We start from the raw sequence: 17890 nt of genomic DNA on the forward strand, positions 1-17890 counted from the left end.
AGATTATTTTTTTGTGCTTTCGTGAAGCATTTCTTTAAAGACGTCGAATAAATTTAAGGAAGCATTTTCAGCTGTTTGACATCTTTCTATGATTTTATGTTGAGTTAAATTTGAACTTACGTCTTCTGCAGCAGCTATATCAATAGCACTATTCATATTTTCATGTACTTTTTCATGAGGTTCTGCAATTTTCAAGAAGCTTTTACTAGTTCCAAATCTTTCTTTTCCAGTACCAGCTAACCATTTTCCAAGACGACAGCTTGTGTGATCTGCTAATCTTTTTCCAGTTTTTGTAAAGATTTCTCTATATCCATTCAGTTTAAAAGCAATATGGTCTAATTTAGCAAGAGATATAAACGCTTCAGAGGCAATATTAACTGCGTTTGAATTTGTAGAATGTGCTTCAGATACAAGATGGGAGAATTTCTCTGAAAAATTGACAATATGAGCACTAGAATCAAGAGAAATTTTTTCAACTTGTTCGCTTTGACTATACATTTCATTAGCATTTTGTTTTAAAAGATTGATATTCATTTCTACTTCTGTAGTTGCTTTTTGTGTTTTTTCTGCTAGTTTTCTAACTTCATCGGCCACGACAGCAAATCCTCGCCCATGTTCTCCTGCACGTGCAGCTTCTATAGCAGCATTAAGTGCTAAAAGATTAGTTTGATCTGATACATCTTTGATTAGATTAATAACATTAGTAATTTCATCAACGCTACGATGTAAAGTTCCAGCTGTATCGCGTGTTTTATTGGCGGATTCTGTGATATTACTTAAAGAAGCATTAATAGAATCTGCAATATGACTCAATTCATCCATTTCTATGAGTGAAGTTTTGGAGTAATTAGATATAACTTCGGCTTTATCAACATTTTCAAGCATATCATTTTGAACTATAGTGATATTTTTTAAAATACCATTTAATAATACGTTTAAAAGATCGGTTTTTAATTTAGATTCTAAAGCTTCTTGCTCTAAGTCTGAAATTTTATTTTTTAACTCTAAATTTTCGGCTTTAATTTTTTGAATTTGATTTGAAAGATTTTTATTTTCTTCTTCTAATTTTTGAAAACTCTCATAATTAGTTTTTTTACTAAACATAGCTCCACCTTTATTTTTTATAATTTTCTAAATATTTTTTCAATTCATCTTTAATATGAAGTTTTTCTTTTTTAAGATTTGAAATTTCAATATCACTAAGAGTTGAAATTTTATTTTCTTCTGCATTTTTAATTTGCTCATCAAGTTCATTGTGACGTTCAAATAATTTATCAAAATGAGCATCTTTACCTTTAAGCTCCGAAATAAGATCGCGATATTCGTGTAACATAAATTTCTCCTCATGCTGTGAAATTAATATTGTATAATTAATTATATCTAAGTAAGTTAATATTTTTACTTAAAAAATATTAAAAATTTAATGATAAATTAAATGCATATATAATTTGGAAAGTTTTAGTGTGATTTTTTGAGGATAAATCCTCAAAAATATTACTTAGAATTTTGTTTTTTTAGGGTTCTTAAAGTAGACGCAGCGATTTTCATTTTTCTAGTAGTACCATCTTCTAAGGTTACACGAACTGTTCTAAGATTAGGTAAAAAACGTCTTTTTGTTTTATTATTAGCATGGCTAACATTATTGCCTACCATTGGCCCTTTGCCTGTGATTTGACATACTCTTGCCATTTTAGTTCCTTATTGTTTGGGATAATTTTTAAATAGGGATTTTAACAAATTTAAACTTAAAATATTCAAATATTTATACTATTTTTATTTATAAATGGATAGAATATTTTTCTAAAAATTATTCTTACAAGAAGGTTTTTTAATCATGTATGTTGCTCCAAGTTTATTATCTGCTAATTTTTTAAATTTAGAAAAAGAAATTAAAGCTGTAGAAGAAGCAGGAGCCGATCTTTTGCATATTGATGTAATGGACGGTTATTTTGTACCTAATTTTACTTTTGGACCTTGCGTGATAGAAAAAATTTCTAGCATTAGTAACCTTCCTTTAGATGTGCATTTGATGGTAGAAGATGTTAAGAAATTTGTAGATTTATTTATTCCATTGAAACCTAAATTTATTTCCTTTCATGTGGAAATAGAAAAACACCCTATAAGAATGTGTGAGTATATAAGATCTTGTGGAATTCATCCAGCTATAGTTTTAAACCCTCATACGCCTATAGATTCTATTAAACACATGATTGATTTTGTAGATATGATTCTTTTAATGAGTGTAAATCCTGGATTTGGTGGGCAAAGTTTTTTAAATTTTACCTATGAAAAAATTAAAACATTAAGAGAACTGATTGATTGTAAAAATGCCAAAGTTTTTATTGAGGTTGATGGTGGTGTTAATGGTTTAAATGCAAGTGAATTAGAACAAGCAGGAGCAGATATTTTAGTTGCTGGAAGCTATATCTTTTCTTCTAATGATTATAAAACTTCTATTTCATCATTAAAGTTAGAATTTTGAGTTCTCAACAAGTTGAGCAGATTATTTCTGTTTTGAGCAAACAAAGCAAACCTTATGAATGGGTGATTAAACAATTTTGCAAAGTTGATGAGCTTCAAGATTATCAGCTTGATTTAGAAACTTTTGAACTTTTGGGCTTAGGTTTTTATTTAAATCATGATAATTTTTTAAGTTTAAAAACGCGTACTACAAAAATTAAAGAAGAGACTTTTTGCATAGTAGATATAGAAAGCACTGGCGGTATCAAGCATGGGCAAATTTTAGAAATTGGAGCTGTTAAAATTAAAAATTCCAAAGAATTAGATCGCTTTAATACTCTAATAAAAGTTGATCAAATACCGGAAAATATTACTGAATTAACAGGGATTAGTTTTGATATGGTTGAAAATGCCCCAAATTTAAAACAAGTTTTAAGAGATTTTAAACTTTTTTTAAAGGATAGTATTTTTGTAGCACACAATGTTCGCTTTGATTATGGTTTTATTTCCAAAGCTTTACATGAATGTGGCTTAGGAATTTTGCTTAATCGCTATATTTGCACTATAGAATTTGCACAATGCTGCATACAAAGTCCTAAATATAAACTTGATGCCTTAAAAGAATTATTGGGGATAGAAAGTGTCCACCATAGAGCTTTAAGTGATGCTTTAGCGGCGGCTGAAATTTTTAAATATTGTCTAGCAAAACTTCCCTATCATGTTCAAACTACAGAAGAGTTAATAAAATTTATTAAAACCTCTCGCACTCAACGTAAAATTGCGATATAATAATACAATAAATGACGGGAGCTTGTGAAACAGGCTGAGAGTAAGCTAAAAGCTTAGACCGAACCGGATCTGGATAATGCCAGCGTCGGGAAGATTTTATTATTAAACGCTTTAAAATTTACATTCACCCTTCATTTATCCAAAAATTTTTCAAGGATAAAATATGAAAACTCAAATGCTTTATGCTAAAGAAGGTATTTTTACCAAAGAAATGCAAATTGTCGCCCAAAAGGAGCAAGTAAGTCAAGATTTTTTACTTGAAAATATTGCTTGTGGCAAAATCATCATACCTGCTAATATTAATCATAAAAGCCTTGATCCCAATGGTATAGGATTTGGACTTCGCACGAAAGTAAATGTTAATTTAGGTGTTTCAAATGATTGTATCGACTATAGCGAGGAGATGAAAAAAGTAAAACTTGCACATAAATTCGGAATTGAGGCTATTATGGATTTAAGTAACTATGGAAAAACGAGTCATTTTAGAGACGAACTCATCACTTTTTCAAAGGCAATGATAGGTACAGTTCCTGTTTATGATGCAGTGGGATTCTTAGAAAAAGATTTAAAGCAAATTGAAGCTAAAGATTTTTTAGACGTGGTTTATCATCATGCAAAAAGCGGTGTAGATTTTATGACTATACATGCTGGAATAAATTCACGTGCTGTTAAAGTTTTTAAAGAGGGAAAAAGGCTTACAAATATAGTTTCAAGGGGAGGATCTGTGCTTTACGCTTGGATGATGATGAAGCAAGCTGAAAATCCTTTTTTTGAATATTATGATGATTTGTTAGAAATTTGTTTAAAATATGATGTAACCTTGTCTTTAGGTGATGCCTTGCGTCCAGGTTCTACGCATGATTCAACCGATGCATCACAAATTACAGAACTTATAGAATTATCTTTGCTGACGCAAAGGGCTTGGGAGGCTGGAGTTCAAGTGATGATAGAAGGTCCTGGGCACATGGCAATAAATGAAATCGAAGCCAATATGCAACTTGAAAAACGTCTTTGCAAAGGAGCACCTTTTTATGTTTTAGGGCCTTTGGTGACTGATATTGGCGCAGGATATGATCACATCAGTGGGGCAATTGGCGGCGCTGTAGCGGCTGCGAGTGGTGCTGATATACTTTGCTATGTAACACCAGCTGAACATTTAAGACTTCCAAATTTGGATGATGTTAGGGATGGAATAGTGGCAACAAAAATTGCAGCACATGCTGGCGATATTGCTAAGTTACCAAAAGAAAGAATGAGAGATGATGATATGAGTAAAGCAAGGCAAGATATAGATTGGGAAAAAATGTTTAAACTTGCCATTGATGGAGAAAAGGCTAAAAAGATGTTTAATGAACGCCGCCCAGATGATTTAAATTCCTGCTCTATGTGTGGAAAAATGTGTGCGATGAATACAATAAATCAAATCTCAAAAGGAGAAGATGTCAATTTAATCTGAGTAAATTTCCACAGAAAAATTTATAGCAATGCCTTTTGGTGTTGCTTTTAATGTAATAGGATAACTGACTTTAATTAAATTATCATAATTTTTTAAAGCATTGATAAAATTGTAAAAATTTTTAGGATTATCCATTAAAGCTTCGATTTTTAATTCTTTACGTAAATATTCTTGTGGAGTTTGTATCTTTATGTTTGTTATTTTGATGTTTTTAAAATAATATTTTAGAAAATCATTGAATTTTTTTTCATCGAATTTTTGTTGAAATTGATCTAAATTTTTTTCATTGTTATGTTTTAATTGTGTAATTTTATCTTCACTAGTTTTTAAATCGATTTTAAAAGAATTAACCGTTCCAATTTGAGAATTTTCTCTTAAATTAATTTGTTCGTAATCTTTCAATACCGGCAATAATAAAAACAAAATTAAAGCCGTGCATATACTAATAAAACTTAAAGCAAGAATGAGAATTCTTACTATATTGAGTTCTTCGAGGCTTTTATCTTTCATCGCAGCAACCTCCAGTATTTTTTTTACTTATGCTTACAAAACGATACCATCCATTGCTTAAGCGATAATATGTGGTGTTGCTTTGATCAAAAATACTTTTCAAAGGAGTTTCCAAAAGAAGGCTAAACATTTCCATGGTCGGAGTTACTCCAATAAGTTGCAAAGAGTCTTTTTCTTGATCTACGCTTTCAAGTGTTATGGATCCTGTTTGCACAACGATGTCAAAAAGATTTTTTAAGCTTTTTTTTGCGATTTCATTTTGATCTTTGATATTGTTAGCAATTTTACTCTTATTTAAAAGAATTTGGTATAAATTTTCATTATCTTTGATTTCTTTTTGCATTTTAACAACTTCTTCTTTTTGTTTTTTAATAGAATGAGAAACAAATGCAATTTTTGTTAGATATAAAAAATACATAAAAATGATAAAGACAATTCCAAAAATAAAAAGAGCAGCCCAAATTTTAATAAATAAGGTTAAAATAGGTTTTTTTCTAGGCTTTATAAAACTGTAAGTCATTGAATTTCCTTGTGCATAAGCTCAAACATGAGATCAAAAGTATTTATTTGTTGAGTAGTAATTTCTAAAAAAGTTTCATTTTCCAAAAATTCAGTAGCCTCTATACTTAGTTCTTGTTCGCTTAGTACATGTATATTGTTGATAAAATTTCCAGAATATTTTTCATCGTTGTAAAATTTTTCAATGCTAGAAATAATACAATGTGCAATTTCCATATCGTTATTAAATTGACTTAGATTATCAAAATTTAAAAATCCTTCCTCTTCTGAATCATTTTTTTCCTGTGATAAATCTTCAAAATTTTCATCCAAATTTTCAAAATTTAATTCATTATTGAAAATATCTTCATCTAATTCTTCATTTGATGTTTCATTGTTTTCAGACTCTTGATCTAAAAAATTTAATTCTCCGTATAAAATTTGATGATTTTTGCAAACCATAATTGTTAGCATTTGCCTACATTGATAAGCATATAGAGTTATTTTATCATCATTTTTGTTCTGCTTTGAAATATTAAAATAAAGCAAAGCAAAAGGAGAGTATAAAAAATCTAATCCATTATAATCTTCAAAAAGTTCATGGAAATATTCCACATGTTCGGTTGCTGTATAGGTTAAAGCATTATTAAGGGTTATAAATTTTAAACTTATCTTACCAACATTAAATTTTTCCAAGTCTTCATTTTTTGTGCTCGGGATAAGACCTTGTTCTTTGGCATTTAAAAAAAGTGCAGTATGGAAAAATAAGAATTTTTTACTTAAGGTTTTAACATATTCTAGCAAATCTTCACTTTTTTCAAAGCTTTTTTCGCTGCTACTTATTAATTTTTTATTTCTATATATTGCTGCTTTAAGGATATTTTTTTCATCTTCTAAAATAATACCAATAAAAATTTGAGGTAGGATTTTTTTAAGCAAAAATAACATTCTATTCCTTAAAACTGTCTAATTCTTCAATATCTTTAAAAAAAGCTAATAATTTTTTTTTAGCTTCCTCTTTATCTAAATTTGAAATATCTAAAGGCTCGCTTAATCGATAAATCAATGTTGTAAATGGCTTAGGAAGGATCATTTTATCCCAACTTTTAAATTCCCAAAAATGCTTTGCTTCATAATTTAATAATCTTATTTTAACATTTTTTTTCTGAGCAAGCAATACAGCTCCATCTGCAATACTACGATAAGGACCGCGTGGTCCATCCGGAGTAATAACAATATCGTCTTTTTCATCTAAAACTTTAAAAGCAGATCTTAATGCCGCACTGGCACCTCTTGAGGTACTCCCTCTAATAGTATCTAGATGAAATAATTTAATAATTCTAGCAATCATTTCCCCATCTCTATGATGAGAAATCATAACATAGGCTTTTTTATTTTTTTGTCTAAAATATCTAAAAGCAAAAGGCATTAAAGCCAAGCGTCCATGCCAAAAAAGTATAACATAAGGCGCTTTATCGACTTTATCTCCTTTATAGATTTTTTTACAACTTAAGAAAATCAGCCATTGTAAAATAAATACTAGATACGTTATTAATACGGTTTTAAACGAGTTCCCCATATAAAACCATACGCTTTGCATTTGTGATTTTTACTTTTTTAATTTGCCCCAAAAGTTCTTCGCTATGTTCAATTTGGACTAAGAAATTGTTATCTGTTCTTCCTGCTACTGAATGATTAGGTCTTAATTCTTCAAATAAAACTTCAAATTCTTTATTGTTTTGTTTTTCAACAATTTCATCTAAAATTTCATTATGGCGATTTTGCAAAATAGAAAGTCTTTGAGATGCTACCTCAGGATCAATTTGATTTGGCATAGTAGCTGCTTTGGTTAAAGGACGTTTTGAGTATTTGAAAGAAAACATTTGTTCAAATCGAATTTTTTCCAAAACATCCATGGTATCTTCAAAATCTTTTTCACTTTCTCCAGGAAATGCAACGATAATATCTGTAGAAATGCTAACATTTGGGCATAATTCTCTAAGTTTTAAAGCTCTATTAAGATACCATTCTTTTGTATAGCCGCGTTTCATTGCTTTTAGGATCTCAGTTGAGCCGCTTTGTAAAGGCATGTGCATAGATTTACAAACTTTAGGATTTTTTGCAAAAACTTCTAAAAATTTATCATCCATGTGCAAAGGATGAGGGCTAGTAAAACGAATACGCTCTAAGCTTTCTATGGTACTAAGTTCTTCAAGTAGATCTGAAAAATCCATTTTTTTATGATCATTTCTAAATCTTTTGCCATAATTATTAACATTTTGTCCAAGTAAAAAAATTTCTTTTGCTCCCTTTTGTACAGCTTTAGTTGCTTCATTGTATATGATGTCAAAAGGTATAGAAATTTCATCACCTCGGGTATGAGGAACTATGCAATAAGTACAATGTTTATCGCATCCTATAGAAATATTAATATAAGATTTATAAATACTGTTTCTAAAATCGGCAAAAGCAAATTCGCTTTCATCATAATCAATATCAACGCTAATAAATTTTGGAGTATTGATAGCTTGAGTAATTTTAGAAATATTTCTCGCGCCTAAAACAAAATCAACATAAGGAGCACGACGAAAAATTTCATTACCTAAATGTGAAGCAGTGCAACCACATACTCCTATTTTAGCATCTTTCTTTTTGACTTTTTCAAATCCCCCAACTTCAGAAAAAAGCTTATGCACTGGTTTTTCTCTAACAGAGCAGGTATTAATAAGTATCAAGTCTGCTTCTTTAATATCTTGAGTTAGAGAATAATTTTCTTTTTGAGTAAGTTCTGCGATCATGTGTTCAGAATCTCTGACATTCATCGCACAACCTAAAGTTTGAATAAAAAGTTTTTTAGCACTCAAAGAATATGCACCTCATACATAAAATCATTATCATCTAAACCATATTTAATAGTTCTATGATAAACACTTAAACCTTTTTTTTCAAAATATTCTACTAGGGCAATAAGATCTTTGTGTGAATTTTCCTTGTCAAAATAGAAAAACTTTTGTCCATCCTTTACTACAGCTTCTTCAATTTTGCCAAGGCTTATATTTTTCGGTTTTTCATCAATTAAATTTCTTGCTAATTTTAAATCCATGTTATATCCTTAAAGCATCTTTTAAATTTATAATTTTATCAAATTTTACTTTTAATTAAACTTATTAAAGGTATACTTTTAATCTACTTTTTAAATTTAAATCCCAAAGTTAAGGTATTAATAATAATGGAAAAAATCGCAGATATCATAGAAAGCATTGCGAATGAAAAAAATTTGGAACTAGAAAGCGTTAAAGAAAAGGTTATTTTAGCCTTAACAAATACCGCTAAAAGAATTTATGGTCAAGAATATGATTTTTTTGTGGATAGAAAAAAATTAAATCTTTATCAAAAAATTACTGTTGTGGCAGATAATGATCCAAGATTGGAAGAAAATAAAGAAAGCTTTATAGCCCTTAGAAAGGCAAAAGCTGAAGCTCCTGATGTTGAAATTGGAGATGAACTTACTTATGAGTGTTCTTTGGAAAATTTAGGAAGAACGGCGGTTAATATATTGCATAAGGAATTAGAATATCATATCCAAAAATTATTAGAGCAAACTATTTTTGAAAAATATAAAAATAAGGTTGGTAAAATAGTATTTGGTAATGTTGTTCGTATTGATAATGATGAAAATACCTTTATAGAAATTGATGAATTAAGAGCTTTTTTACCAAGGAAAAATCGTATTAAGGGTGAAAAATTTAAGATAGGGGATGTTGTAAAAGCGGTTATAAAGCGTGTTTATGCCGACAAAGGTATTAAGATGGAATTAAGCCGAACAAGCCCTAAGTTTTTGGAATGTTTATTAGAAGCTGAAGTTCCAGAAATTAAAGATGGGTATGTTAATATTATTGGATGTGCAAGAATTCCAGGAGAAAGAGCAAAAATTATACTCAAATCCAATGGAATCAATATAGATGCAGTTGGAGCTACAGTTGGAGTTAAAGGGGTTAGAATCAATGCTGTGAGCAAAGAATTGCACAATGAAAATATTGACTGTATTGAATTTAGCAATGAACCTGAAATTTTAATTGCAAGAACTTTAGCACCTGCTATAGTAAATTCTGTTAGAATTGAAGATAAAAAGGCCATTGTAAGTTTAAACAGTGAACAAAAAAGCAAAGCTATAGGAAAAAGCGGTATTAATATACGCCTTGCAAGTATGTTAAGCGGTTATGAAATTGAGCTTTGTGAATTAAAAAATGGACAATCTGGCCATTCTTTAAGCAATGAAGAAGCCTTAAAGAATTTACAAGATTTATTTAAAATTTAAAGCTAATCTGTAAATTTTTAAAATTTACAGATATTTTTTTTCAAACCATTTCCAATAAAAAGCTGCAAAAATAAATAAAGTTCCAAGAAGAAAAGTGATCATTCTTAAACTTAAATTTAATTCAAATAAAAATCCCATCAGTTGAGAAATAATAGCACTAAAACTAAGATAAACCATATCAGTATAAGCAATCACCCTTCCATAATAAACCTTATCGCAGTTTTTTTGTATCATGGTATAGGTATAAGCCCAAAGCGAAGAAGTGAAAAAACCTGCAGCAATTAGCCCTAAAAAAGAGATATAAAAATTAAATTGAGTCAAAGCCCATAATATAATCCCAAATGCCTGTCCTAAATATAGATAAAATAAGGTTTTATTGTTGATAAATTTGCTTAAAATTACAGGTCCCAATGCCAAAGAACAAGCACGCACAGCATTTAAAAAACCAATCACCAAAGCAGCGGATAAAACTTCTTTGTTGGTGAAAAAAAATTCTTTAATAGCAGATAAAGATTCTTGATATTGATGTTGAGCGAGCAAAGCTACTAAAGTTTCATAAGCTGTTAATCCTATAAAAGCATGAAGCAATATAAGATGAAGTATGATTTTATTTTTTAAAATGTAATTAAATCCCTCTTTAATCATCAAAGAGAAATTATCTTGATTTTTTTGCTTAATTTTGGGAATATCAAGTCTTGTTAAAATTAAAAAGCCACTCATGATAAGAAAACAGTCAAATAAAAAGGCGGTTTTTATTCCAAAGAAATAAATGAAAATCCCAGCACTTGCCATTCCAGCTGTATAAGAAACTGCCCAAATAACACTATGCATTTCATTAGCAAGTTTTAATTCCTGTGTGTTTAGAATTTTAGCAAGAAGACTCATTTCAGTTTGAAAATAAATAGAGGCAACACACAATCTAATGAAGATTAGAATAAATAAAAGCCAAAGCATGCTAAGATTTGTCACAAAAGTAAGACAAAAGATAGAAATAAATTCAATACTTATCATGCTTAATAAAAGCTTTTTAGGTTTATTTCTTTCAACTATAACTCCATTAATAGGGGCGAGTAAAACTCCAGGTAAAAAGGCGAGCATGGCACTTGTCGAGGTTGCCCAAGTAGGAGCGTTAAGATTAACCAATAAGGTAAAAACACCTGTTTGTGAAAACCAAGCACCAAAATAAACTATAAATTGAACCGAAGCTAGAATTCTAATCGTCTTATTATTTTTTAGTAAATCAAAGTAATTCATAAATGAAACTATAGCACAATTTATATTTTAAATGCTATAATATTTTAAAAATTTAATGCATTAAGGATAAATATTTGAAAAGATTAAATAAAACGGAAGCTTTGGATTTATTGAAAAATGCGAGTTTGGTTGAGCTTGGAGAAATGGCTTATCAAAAAAAAATAGAACTTCATCCTGAAAAAATTACTACCTTTGTGGTGGATAGAAATATAAATTATACTAATGTTTGTTGTATTGATTGTTCTTTTTGTGCGTTTTATCGTCATCACAAGGAAAATGATGCTTATATTTTAAGTTTTGAAGAAATTGGTAAAAAAATAGAAGAATTAGAGGCTATAGGTGGAACTCAAATTCTTTTTCAAGGTGGAGTGCATCCAAAACTTAAAATTGAATGGTATGAAGAACTTGTTTCTTGGATTAAAGAGCATTATCCAAATATTACTATCCATGGTTTTTCCGCCGTTGAAATTGCTTATATTGCCAAAGCATCTAAAATTTCCATAGCAGAAGTGCTACAAAGATTGCAGCAAAAAGGTTTATTTTCTATACCCGGTGCAGGGGCTGAGGTTTTAAGTGATAGAGTGCGTGATGTCATAGCACCAAATAAATGTGATACTAAAACTTGGTTAGAAGTGCATCGTCAAGCTCATAAAATCGGCATGAAAAGCACCGCCACTATGATGTTTGGAACGGTTGAAAATGATGAGGAAATTATAGATCATTTAGAACATTTAAGAGCACTACAAGATGAAACGGGCGGGTTTAGGGCTTTTATTTTGTGGAGTTTTCAAAGCGAAAATACCCTTTTAATTCAAAAACATCCTGAAATAATGAAACAAAGCTCTAATAAATATCTTAGACTTTTAGCACTTTCAAGGCTTTATTTGGATAATTTTAAAAATTTACAAAGTTCTTGGGTGACTCAAGGTTCTTTAATAGGACAGCTTGCTTTAAAATTTGGTGCTAATGATTTAGGTTCAACTATGATGGAGGAAAATGTAGTGAGTGCTGCGGGTGCAAGTTATAGAATGAATCAAGATGAAATGATAAGATTAATTAGAAGTTTAGGCGAAAATCCTGCAAAACGTAACACAGCTTATGAAATTTTGGAGAAATTTTAATGCAATATTTAGAAAGCAAAGGGGTAAAAATTCCTTTTATCTTTGAAAAAAATCAAGATTTGCCTATCGTTGTTTTAAAGCTTGTTTTTCAAAATTGTGGGCGAAGTTATGATGAAATTGCCGGACTTGCAAAAATGTTTTCTCGTATTTTAAACGAAGGCGTTGATGATCAATTTTTTAAAGAATTGGAATTTAGGGCTATTAGTTTAGAAGCAAGTAGTGGTTTTGAGAGTTTAGAAATCAATCTTTCTTGTTTAAAAGAACATTTTAAATTTGCAATGCATCAAATTGAACGATTATTGTTAAATCCTAGAATAGAAGAAAAAATTTTAAAAAAAATAAAAATTAATGTTTTAGGAGAATTAGCAAGTAAAAAAAGTGATTTTGATTATTTGGCAAAAAATTTACTCAATGCTGAAGTTTTTGAATATTCAGAATTTCAAAGTCCTAATGATGGAGATGAAAAAAGTATAGAAAAAATCACTTTAGAATCACTACATCGCTACCACAAAAAAAATATTCATTTAAATAATTTAGTATGTGTTATAGGTGGAGATATTGAAGAAAAAGAGGCGAAAGATTTTTTAAATGGCTTGTTTGAAAAGCTTCATAAAGGAGAAACAAATAAAAACAAAAAATATGATCTTTGCAAAGAAAATAAAGATAAAATTTTAATCCGAAAAGAAAGCGAACAGGCTTATATTTATTTTGCCACTCCATTGTATTTAAACCTCGATGATAAAGATATTCATCTAGCCAAAATTGCTTTATTTATTTTGGGTCAAGGTGGATTTGGCTCAAGAATTATGGAAGAAATTCGCGTAAAAAGAGGTTTAGCTTATTCAGCTTATGCTATGTTAGATGTTAAATTATCTTTTTCTAGAATTTTTGGATATTTGCAAACTAAGAATGAAAGCGCCGCACAAGCAAAAAAAATTATCAAAGAACTCTTTAAAGATTTTTTACAACATGGTATCAATGAAAATGAACTTCTTCAAGCTAAAAATTTCATCATAGGTTCTTCTCCTTTGCGTTATGAAAGTCTTTCTAAGCGTTTAGCTATAGCTTTTAATGAGTATTATCAAGGGTTAGAGCAAGGGTATTATAAAAAAGAATTAAATTTGATACAAAAGGTAAAACTTGAAGAAATCAATGCTTATATCAAACAGCATAAAGAGATATTAAATATGAGTTTTGCTAGTATTCAAAATGAAAATTAAAGAAAATGATTTTGAACTTTTTAAAAAGTTAAAAATAAAGAGCGCTATTGATTTGGCGCTTATTTTACCTAAAAAGATTGAAAATTTAAATTCAAGTAAATTTCCTAAAGAAAATGAAATTTGCACTCAAAAAATTATTTTAAAAAATGTAAATTATAATAAAAATCAACTTTTTGGTACAGGATTTTGCAAAGAGTGGAATAAAAATATTTCTTTTGTTTTTTTTCATCCAAGACCTTGGCATCATAAAATTTTAAAAACAGGAAAAGAAGTTATTTTTAACGCTAAACTCACTCTTTTTAATAATTTTTGGCAATTTAATAATCCTAAAATTTTAAATTCTTTTGAAGGTTTTATTCCAAAATACCAAATTGCAGGCATAAGGGATTTAAAAATTCAAGAATTCATGGCAAAATATCTTACTTTTGAAAATTTAAAAGAAAGTGGAATAGATGATAAATACATCAATTTTCTTTTAAATCTGCACGCTTATGATGAAAAAAGTTTTGCGATGTTTCAAAATTTGGAATTTTTTCTAAATGATTTAAAATATATTGAAATTTTTAATTTTCTAAGACGGTTAGGGGTAAAAAAAACTAATTACAAATCTTATAAAATTGATGTTTTCAATATCGACAATTGGCTTAACAACCTCCCTTTTGCACCCACTCAAGATCAAATTAAGGCTTTAAAGGATATAAAGCAAGATCTCAATTCAAGTGAAGCTAAAAGACGGGTTATTATGGGTGATGTTGGATGCGGAAAAACCTTGATTTTATTAGGAGCCGCTTTAATGGTTTATCCAAAACAAGCCATTTTAATGGTACCAACTAGCATACTTGCCAATCAGATTTATGAGGAAGCAAAAAAACTTTTGCCCGATTTTGTAAATATTTTATTTATTAAAGGAGGTAAAAAAGAAAAAGATTTAGCGCAAAAATTACAAAGTGCTAATTTGATTATAGGTACTCACGCTTTAATACATTTAGAAAATCATGAGGCTGTTTTAGTGATGATTGATGAGCAACATCGTTTCGGTTCTGCTCAAAGACAAAAAATTTATACTTTAAACAAAAAAGATTTTGCACCGCATTTTATACAATTTTCAGCAACACCTATTCCAAGAACTTTAAGTATGATACAATCAGAATTTTTACAATTTAGTTTTGTCAAACAAATGCCTTTTAAAAAAGATATTTCTACTTTTTGCATACAAAATGAAGATTTTTCAAAATTAAATGAAAAGATAAAAGAAGAGATTGCACAAAATCATCAAATTATTATTATTTATCCTTTGGTTAATCCAAGCGATAAAATTCCTTATCTTTCTTTGGAACAAGCTAGTGAATACTGGCAAAGTCATTATGAAAAGGTTTTTATAACTCACGGAAAAGATAAACAAAAGGATGAAATTTTAAAGCGTTTTCGCGATGAAGGAAATATTTTATTAAGTACTACCGTCGTAGAAGTTGGAATTTCTTTGCCAAGATTAAGTACTATTGTCATAGTTGGGGCAGAGCGTTTAGGACTTGCCACTTTACATCAACTTAGAGGAAGAGTCGGAAGAGTGGGGCTTAAAAGTAGTTGTTATCTCTATACAAAACTTAAAGAAATTCCTATACGTTTAAAAGAATTTGCAAACACTTTAGATGGTTTTAAAATCGCAGAACTTGATCTTAAAAATCGTTTGAGTGGAGATTTGCTTGATGGCTTTTTTCAACATGGAAGTGAATTTAAATTTTTTGATTTTTCTAAAGATGAAGAGATTTTAAAACAAGCAAAAGAGGACTTGAGAAAAATAAAAATTTAATTTTTATAATGGCGTCGATTAGTAAGACGCCTTATTGATAAAGCATATTTTTAAAATGAGAGGCTATCATCTGTGCTCGTTGTAAAATTACATTTTTCATTTCTTCATTATAGATTTTATCCAAGCTTTCTTCAAAAAGTTTTAACCAAATTTCAAAAAATTCTTCAGGAAAAGAAGGTAATTCGAGATGCTTTTTTAAAGGTTGTCCATTGTAATCACCTTTGCCTAAAAGAATACCTGACCAAAAATTTCCTATTTTTATTTTATGTTCCTCCCATTGTTTGTCACTTGTTCCTATGGCATTGTTAAAAATAGATCCCAAATTTTCATCTTTTCTTATTTTTTCATAAAATATTTCCATAAGTATTTTTATATTTTCTTGGGTAATGGTATTTGATTTCATAGTCGATTTTCTCCAATATTAATTTTATAAAGCTAATATAACAAAAAATAGGAGAATTTTATTTAACATAGGTTAAAAATGAAGGATGAAAATTTATTAAAATATTTATATAAAATAGGAAAAACAAGAAAAATGCAAAAAAATAATATTTTATTTTATGAAGGAGAATTGGCAAAAAATTTTTTTATTTTATTGCAGGGAAGAATACGAGTTTATAAACATGCTAAAGGTGAAAAAGAAATTACTCTGCATTATTTCAAACCTTTTGATTTTATTGCAGAAATGCCAGCTTTTAAAAGATTAAATTATCCAGCGAGTGCTATCTGTGAGGAGGAGAGTCAAATATTAGAAATTAATTTTATTGAGTTTGAAAATTTATGTAATAACAATAATGAATTTAACTTGATACTGATTAGTTCTTTATTAAATAAGATAAAAATTTTGGAGAAAAAGATATTGCAGAATTCTTTAGATTTGAAAACAAAATTACTAAAATATATTTTGGAAAATGAAAAAAAATTAGATACAATTCCCCAAAAACAAATTGCGATAGATTTAAACGTAAGAGTGCAGTCTTTATCTAGGATGTTAAAAGAGTTAAAATTAGTCAAACTAATTGACACAAAAAAAGGTAAAATTGAAATTATAAATAAAAAAGCACTCTTGGATGAAGTTTGGTAAAATTAAGGATAAAAAGAATATGGATTTAAATTTTATAATCAATCATTTAAGTGTATTTGCAATAGCTGGTTGGCTTACTTTGAAATTAAGTTTTTTTGGTATAGCTTTTTCTATAATTATAGGATTATTTTGTATTTTAATGAGTTATTTTAGAATTAAATTTATAGAACAAATGTGTAAAATTTATATAGAATTATCTCGAAATACTCCTTTATTGATACAGCTTTTTTTTCTTTACTATGCTTTGCCCAAATTTGGCATCCATTTAGAAAAAATTCCTCCTTTAAATTTGATTTGTTTAAGCGTTGATGAAACTTTACGCCCCGCTTTTGCTTGTGCGATTGTTGGTCTTAGTTTTTTGGGTGGATCTTATATGGCTGAGAGTTTTAGATCAGGATTTGAGGCTATTAGAAAACAGCAATTTGAAGCAGGGCTTTCTTTAGGTTTTACAAAATTGGGAAATTTTCGCTATGTTATTTTACCTCAAATACTTGCTGTTTCGATATCAAGCATTAGTGCAAATATTATTTTTCTTATTAAAGAAACTTCGGTGGTAAGTATCATAGCCTTGCCTGATTTGGTCACGGCTATGAAAGATTTAAATTCTCTAACCTATAAAACAGATGAGCTTTTATTTCTTTTGTTTATGGGGTATTTATGCATTATTTTACCGATTTCTTTGATATTATTTTTTGTGGAAAAAAGGCTTTCAAATGCTTAATTTATTAAATTTAGATACTTTAAATCGTCTTTGGCAAGGTTTATTTGTTACGCTTGAAATTTCCATAATTAGTATTATAATTACATCTTTCTTTGGGCTTTTTTTAGGTATTTTAATGAGTTTTAAAAATCGCTATATTTATATTTTATGCCGTTTTATTTTAGAATTTGTGAGAATTATGCCTCTTTTAGTTTGGCTTTTTATAGTATATTTTGGTTTTTCAAGGTGGCTTGGGGTTAATTTAAGTAGCACAGCTTCGGCTATTATTGTATTTAGTATTTGGGGAAGTTTTGAGATGATGGATTTAGTTAGATCTTCATTGCAAAGTATTCCTAAACATCAATACGAAAGCGCTAAAAGCTTAGGTTTAAATAAATTTCAAGCGTATTTTTATATCATTATTCCACAAGCCTTCCGTCGTCTTACTCCTGTAAGTATGAATTTGCTTACTCGTATGATTAAAAGCACAACCTTTGCTTATTTAATTGGTAGTGTGGAGCTTGTAAAGGTAGGGCAGCAAATTATTGAATTTAACAATAAAAACGATTTAGCTCCTTTTATAATTTATGGTTTTATTTTTTTTATTTTTTTTATAATTTGTTATCCTATTACTTTATATTCTAGAAAATTAGAAAAAAAATGGAGTTAA

At 28.9% G+C, this 17890-nt stretch carries 21 protein-coding genes and 1 riboswitch; of the genes, 10 read left to right on the top strand and 11 right to left on the bottom strand.

Annotated features, from left to right (window positions below; translation table 11 throughout):
* Window positions 1-3: 3 nt before the first annotated feature.
* The 3 genes from CQA75_RS09600 to rpmB all read right to left on the bottom strand — a co-directional run bounded on the left by CQA75_RS09600 (window position 4) and on the right by rpmB (window position 1689).
* Window positions 4-1104 (bottom strand): methyl-accepting chemotaxis protein, encoded by a 1101-nt coding sequence (locus tag CQA75_RS09600; protein WP_137624293.1) that lies wholly within the window; start codon window positions 1102-1104, stop codon window positions 4-6.
* 10 nt (window positions 1105-1114) lie between these two features.
* Window positions 1115-1333 (bottom strand): YdcH family protein, encoded by a 219-nt coding sequence (locus tag CQA75_RS06930; RefSeq protein WP_137624294.1) that lies wholly within the window; start codon window positions 1331-1333, stop codon window positions 1115-1117.
* A 161-nt stretch (window positions 1334-1494) separates the two neighbouring features.
* On the bottom strand, window positions 1495-1689 hold the full coding sequence (gene rpmB, locus CQA75_RS06935; protein ID WP_137624295.1) for a 50S ribosomal protein L28: 195 nt from the start codon (window positions 1687-1689) through the stop codon (window positions 1495-1497).
* 145 nt (window positions 1690-1834) lie between these two features.
* Between rpmB and rpe the strand changes: the two genes are divergently transcribed.
* The 3 genes from rpe to thiC all read left to right on the top strand — a co-directional run bounded on the left by rpe (window position 1835) and on the right by thiC (window position 4705).
* A complete protein-coding gene (gene rpe, locus CQA75_RS06940; protein WP_137624296.1) occupies window positions 1835-2482 on the top strand; it encodes a ribulose-phosphate 3-epimerase in 648 nt (215 codons plus the stop codon).
* Window positions 2479-3249, top strand: a complete 771-nt coding sequence (locus CQA75_RS06945; RefSeq protein WP_137624297.1) for a 3'-5' exonuclease — start codon at window positions 2479-2481, stop codon at window positions 3247-3249. The genes rpe and CQA75_RS06945 overlap by 4 nt, the downstream gene beginning before the upstream one ends.
* A gap of 4 nt (window positions 3250-3253) precedes the next feature.
* A riboswitch (TPP riboswitch) is annotated at window positions 3254-3358 on the top strand.
* A gap of 54 nt (window positions 3359-3412) precedes the next feature.
* Window positions 3413-4705: a phosphomethylpyrimidine synthase ThiC gene (gene thiC, locus CQA75_RS06950; protein ID WP_137624298.1), complete on the top strand. Its 1293-nt coding sequence runs from the start codon at window positions 3413-3415 to the stop codon at window positions 4703-4705.
* Here the strand turns inward: thiC and CQA75_RS06955 are convergent.
* From CQA75_RS06955 to CQA75_RS06980, 6 genes are read right to left on the bottom strand one after another with little or no spacing between them, the layout of a single operon-like run.
* Window positions 4697-5215 (bottom strand): hypothetical protein, encoded by a 519-nt coding sequence (locus CQA75_RS06955; protein WP_137624299.1) that lies wholly within the window; start codon window positions 5213-5215, stop codon window positions 4697-4699. The genes thiC and CQA75_RS06955 overlap by 9 nt on opposite strands.
* Window positions 5205-5735 (bottom strand): hypothetical protein, encoded by a 531-nt coding sequence (locus CQA75_RS06960; protein WP_137624300.1) that lies wholly within the window; start codon window positions 5733-5735, stop codon window positions 5205-5207. The genes CQA75_RS06955 and CQA75_RS06960 overlap by 11 nt, the downstream gene beginning before the upstream one ends.
* Window positions 5732-6661, bottom strand: coding sequence for a clan AA aspartic protease (locus tag CQA75_RS06965; protein WP_137624301.1), 930 nt, complete (start codon window positions 6659-6661; stop codon window positions 5732-5734). Before CQA75_RS06965 ends, CQA75_RS06960 begins: the two co-directional genes overlap by 4 nt.
* A 1-nt stretch (window position 6662) precedes the next feature.
* Window positions 6663-7292: a lysophospholipid acyltransferase family protein gene (locus CQA75_RS06970; RefSeq protein WP_137624302.1), complete on the bottom strand. Its 630-nt coding sequence runs from the start codon at window positions 7290-7292 to the stop codon at window positions 6663-6665.
* On the bottom strand, window positions 7276-8577 hold the full coding sequence (miaB, locus tag CQA75_RS06975; RefSeq protein ID WP_137624303.1) for a tRNA (N6-isopentenyl adenosine(37)-C2)-methylthiotransferase MiaB: 1302 nt from the start codon (window positions 8575-8577) through the stop codon (window positions 7276-7278). Before miaB ends, CQA75_RS06970 begins: the two co-directional genes overlap by 17 nt.
* Complete coding sequence (locus CQA75_RS06980; protein ID WP_137624304.1) at window positions 8574-8816, bottom strand: HP0268 family nuclease; 243 nt, start codon at window positions 8814-8816, stop codon at window positions 8574-8576. The genes miaB and CQA75_RS06980 overlap by 4 nt, the downstream gene beginning before the upstream one ends.
* Window positions 8817-8942: 126 nt before the next feature.
* Here CQA75_RS06980 and nusA point away from each other — a divergent pair, with 126 nt between their 5' ends.
* Window positions 8943-10031: a transcription termination factor NusA gene (gene nusA / locus CQA75_RS06985; protein WP_137624305.1), complete on the top strand. Its 1089-nt coding sequence runs from the start codon at window positions 8943-8945 to the stop codon at window positions 10029-10031.
* A 24-nt stretch (window positions 10032-10055) separates the two neighbouring features.
* Here the strand turns inward: nusA and CQA75_RS06990 are convergent, their stop codons facing one another.
* Window positions 10056-11285 (bottom strand): MFS transporter, encoded by a 1230-nt coding sequence (locus CQA75_RS06990; protein WP_137624306.1) that lies wholly within the window; start codon window positions 11283-11285, stop codon window positions 10056-10058.
* A gap of 74 nt (window positions 11286-11359) precedes the next feature.
* Between CQA75_RS06990 and CQA75_RS06995 the strand changes: the two genes are divergently transcribed.
* From CQA75_RS06995 to recG, 3 genes are read left to right on the top strand one after another with little or no spacing between them, the layout of a single operon-like run.
* Window positions 11360-12406, top strand: a complete 1047-nt coding sequence (locus CQA75_RS06995; RefSeq protein ID WP_137624307.1) for a dehypoxanthine futalosine cyclase — start codon at window positions 11360-11362, stop codon at window positions 12404-12406.
* Window positions 12406-13626: a M16 family metallopeptidase gene (locus CQA75_RS07000; RefSeq protein WP_137624308.1), complete on the top strand. Its 1221-nt coding sequence runs from the start codon at window positions 12406-12408 to the stop codon at window positions 13624-13626. Before CQA75_RS06995 ends, CQA75_RS07000 begins: the two co-directional genes overlap by 1 nt.
* The gene (gene recG, locus CQA75_RS07005; RefSeq protein WP_137624309.1) at window positions 13616-15436 is read left to right on the top strand and encodes an ATP-dependent DNA helicase RecG; all 1821 of its coding nucleotides are present in this window, start codon (window positions 13616-13618) and stop codon (window positions 15434-15436) included. The genes CQA75_RS07000 and recG overlap by 11 nt, the downstream gene beginning before the upstream one ends.
* Before the next feature lie 31 nt (window positions 15437-15467).
* Here the strand turns inward: recG and CQA75_RS07010 are convergent, their stop codons facing one another.
* Window positions 15468-15839 carry a group III truncated hemoglobin gene (locus CQA75_RS07010; protein WP_137624310.1) on the bottom strand — a complete coding sequence of 124 codons (372 nt, stop codon included), beginning with the start codon at window positions 15837-15839 and terminating at the stop codon, window positions 15468-15470.
* A 132-nt stretch (window positions 15840-15971) separates the two neighbouring features.
* Between CQA75_RS07010 and CQA75_RS07015 the strand changes: the two genes are divergently transcribed.
* The 3 genes from CQA75_RS07015 to CQA75_RS07025 are packed head-to-tail and all read left to right on the top strand — an operon-like array spanning window position 15972 to window position 17890.
* Window positions 15972-16520 carry a Crp/Fnr family transcriptional regulator gene (locus CQA75_RS07015; RefSeq protein ID WP_281276532.1) on the top strand — a complete coding sequence of 183 codons (549 nt, stop codon included), beginning with the start codon at window positions 15972-15974 and terminating at the stop codon, window positions 16518-16520.
* A 19-nt stretch (window positions 16521-16539) separates the two neighbouring features.
* Window positions 16540-17241, top strand: a complete 702-nt coding sequence (locus CQA75_RS07020) for an amino acid ABC transporter permease (protein ID WP_137624312.1) — start codon at window positions 16540-16542, stop codon at window positions 17239-17241.
* Window positions 17234-17890 (top strand): amino acid ABC transporter permease, encoded by a 657-nt coding sequence (locus tag CQA75_RS07025; RefSeq protein ID WP_137624313.1) that lies wholly within the window; start codon window positions 17234-17236, stop codon window positions 17888-17890. Before CQA75_RS07020 ends, CQA75_RS07025 begins: the two co-directional genes overlap by 8 nt.

Origin of the sequence: Campylobacter taeniopygiae (genome assembly GCF_005406225.1) — a bacterium.
Lineage (GTDB): Bacteria > Campylobacterota > Campylobacteria > Campylobacterales > Campylobacteraceae > Campylobacter_D > Campylobacter_D taeniopygiae.

Bases quoted from the DNA above. Each gene is read 5' to 3' on its own strand.
- CQA75_RS09600 (WP_137624293.1), bottom strand. From the start codon at position 1,104: ATGTTTAGTAAAAAAACTAATTATGAGAGTTTTCAAAAATTAGAAGAA.
- CQA75_RS06930 (WP_137624294.1), bottom strand. From the start codon at position 1,333: ATGTTACACGAATATCGCGATCTTATTTCGGAGCTTAAAGGTAAAGAT.
- rpmB (WP_137624295.1), bottom strand. From the start codon at position 1,689: ATGGCAAGAGTATGTCAAATCACAGGCAAAGGGCCAATGGTAGGCAAT.
- rpe (WP_137624296.1), top strand. From the start codon at position 1,835: ATGTATGTTGCTCCAAGTTTATTATCTGCTAATTTTTTAAATTTAGAA.
- thiC (WP_137624298.1), top strand. From the start codon at position 3,413: ATGAAAACTCAAATGCTTTATGCTAAAGAAGGTATTTTTACCAAAGAA.
- CQA75_RS06955 (WP_137624299.1), bottom strand. From the start codon at position 5,215: ATGAAAGATAAAAGCCTCGAAGAACTCAATATAGTAAGAATTCTCATT.
- CQA75_RS06960 (WP_137624300.1), bottom strand. From the start codon at position 5,735: ATGACTTACAGTTTTATAAAGCCTAGAAAAAAACCTATTTTAACCTTA.
- CQA75_RS06965 (WP_137624301.1), bottom strand. From the start codon at position 6,661: ATGTTATTTTTGCTTAAAAAAATCCTACCTCAAATTTTTATTGGTATT.
- CQA75_RS06970 (WP_137624302.1), bottom strand. From the start codon at position 7,292: ATGGGGAACTCGTTTAAAACCGTATTAATAACGTATCTAGTATTTATT.
- CQA75_RS06980 (WP_137624304.1), bottom strand. From the start codon at position 8,816: ATGGATTTAAAATTAGCAAGAAATTTAATTGATGAAAAACCGAAAAAT.
- nusA (WP_137624305.1), top strand. From the start codon at position 8,943: ATGGAAAAAATCGCAGATATCATAGAAAGCATTGCGAATGAAAAAAAT.
- CQA75_RS06990 (WP_137624306.1), bottom strand. From the start codon at position 11,285: ATGAATTACTTTGATTTACTAAAAAATAATAAGACGATTAGAATTCTA.
- CQA75_RS07000 (WP_137624308.1), top strand. From the start codon at position 12,406: ATGCAATATTTAGAAAGCAAAGGGGTAAAAATTCCTTTTATCTTTGAA.
- recG (WP_137624309.1), top strand. From the start codon at position 13,616: ATGAAAATTAAAGAAAATGATTTTGAACTTTTTAAAAAGTTAAAAATA.
- CQA75_RS07010 (WP_137624310.1), bottom strand. From the start codon at position 15,839: ATGAAATCAAATACCATTACCCAAGAAAATATAAAAATACTTATGGAA.
- CQA75_RS07015 (WP_281276532.1), top strand. From the start codon at position 15,972: ATGCAAAAAAATAATATTTTATTTTATGAAGGAGAATTGGCAAAAAAT.
- CQA75_RS07020 (WP_137624312.1), top strand. From the start codon at position 16,540: ATGGATTTAAATTTTATAATCAATCATTTAAGTGTATTTGCAATAGCT.
- CQA75_RS07025 (WP_137624313.1), top strand. From the start codon at position 17,234: ATGCTTAATTTATTAAATTTAGATACTTTAAATCGTCTTTGGCAAGGT.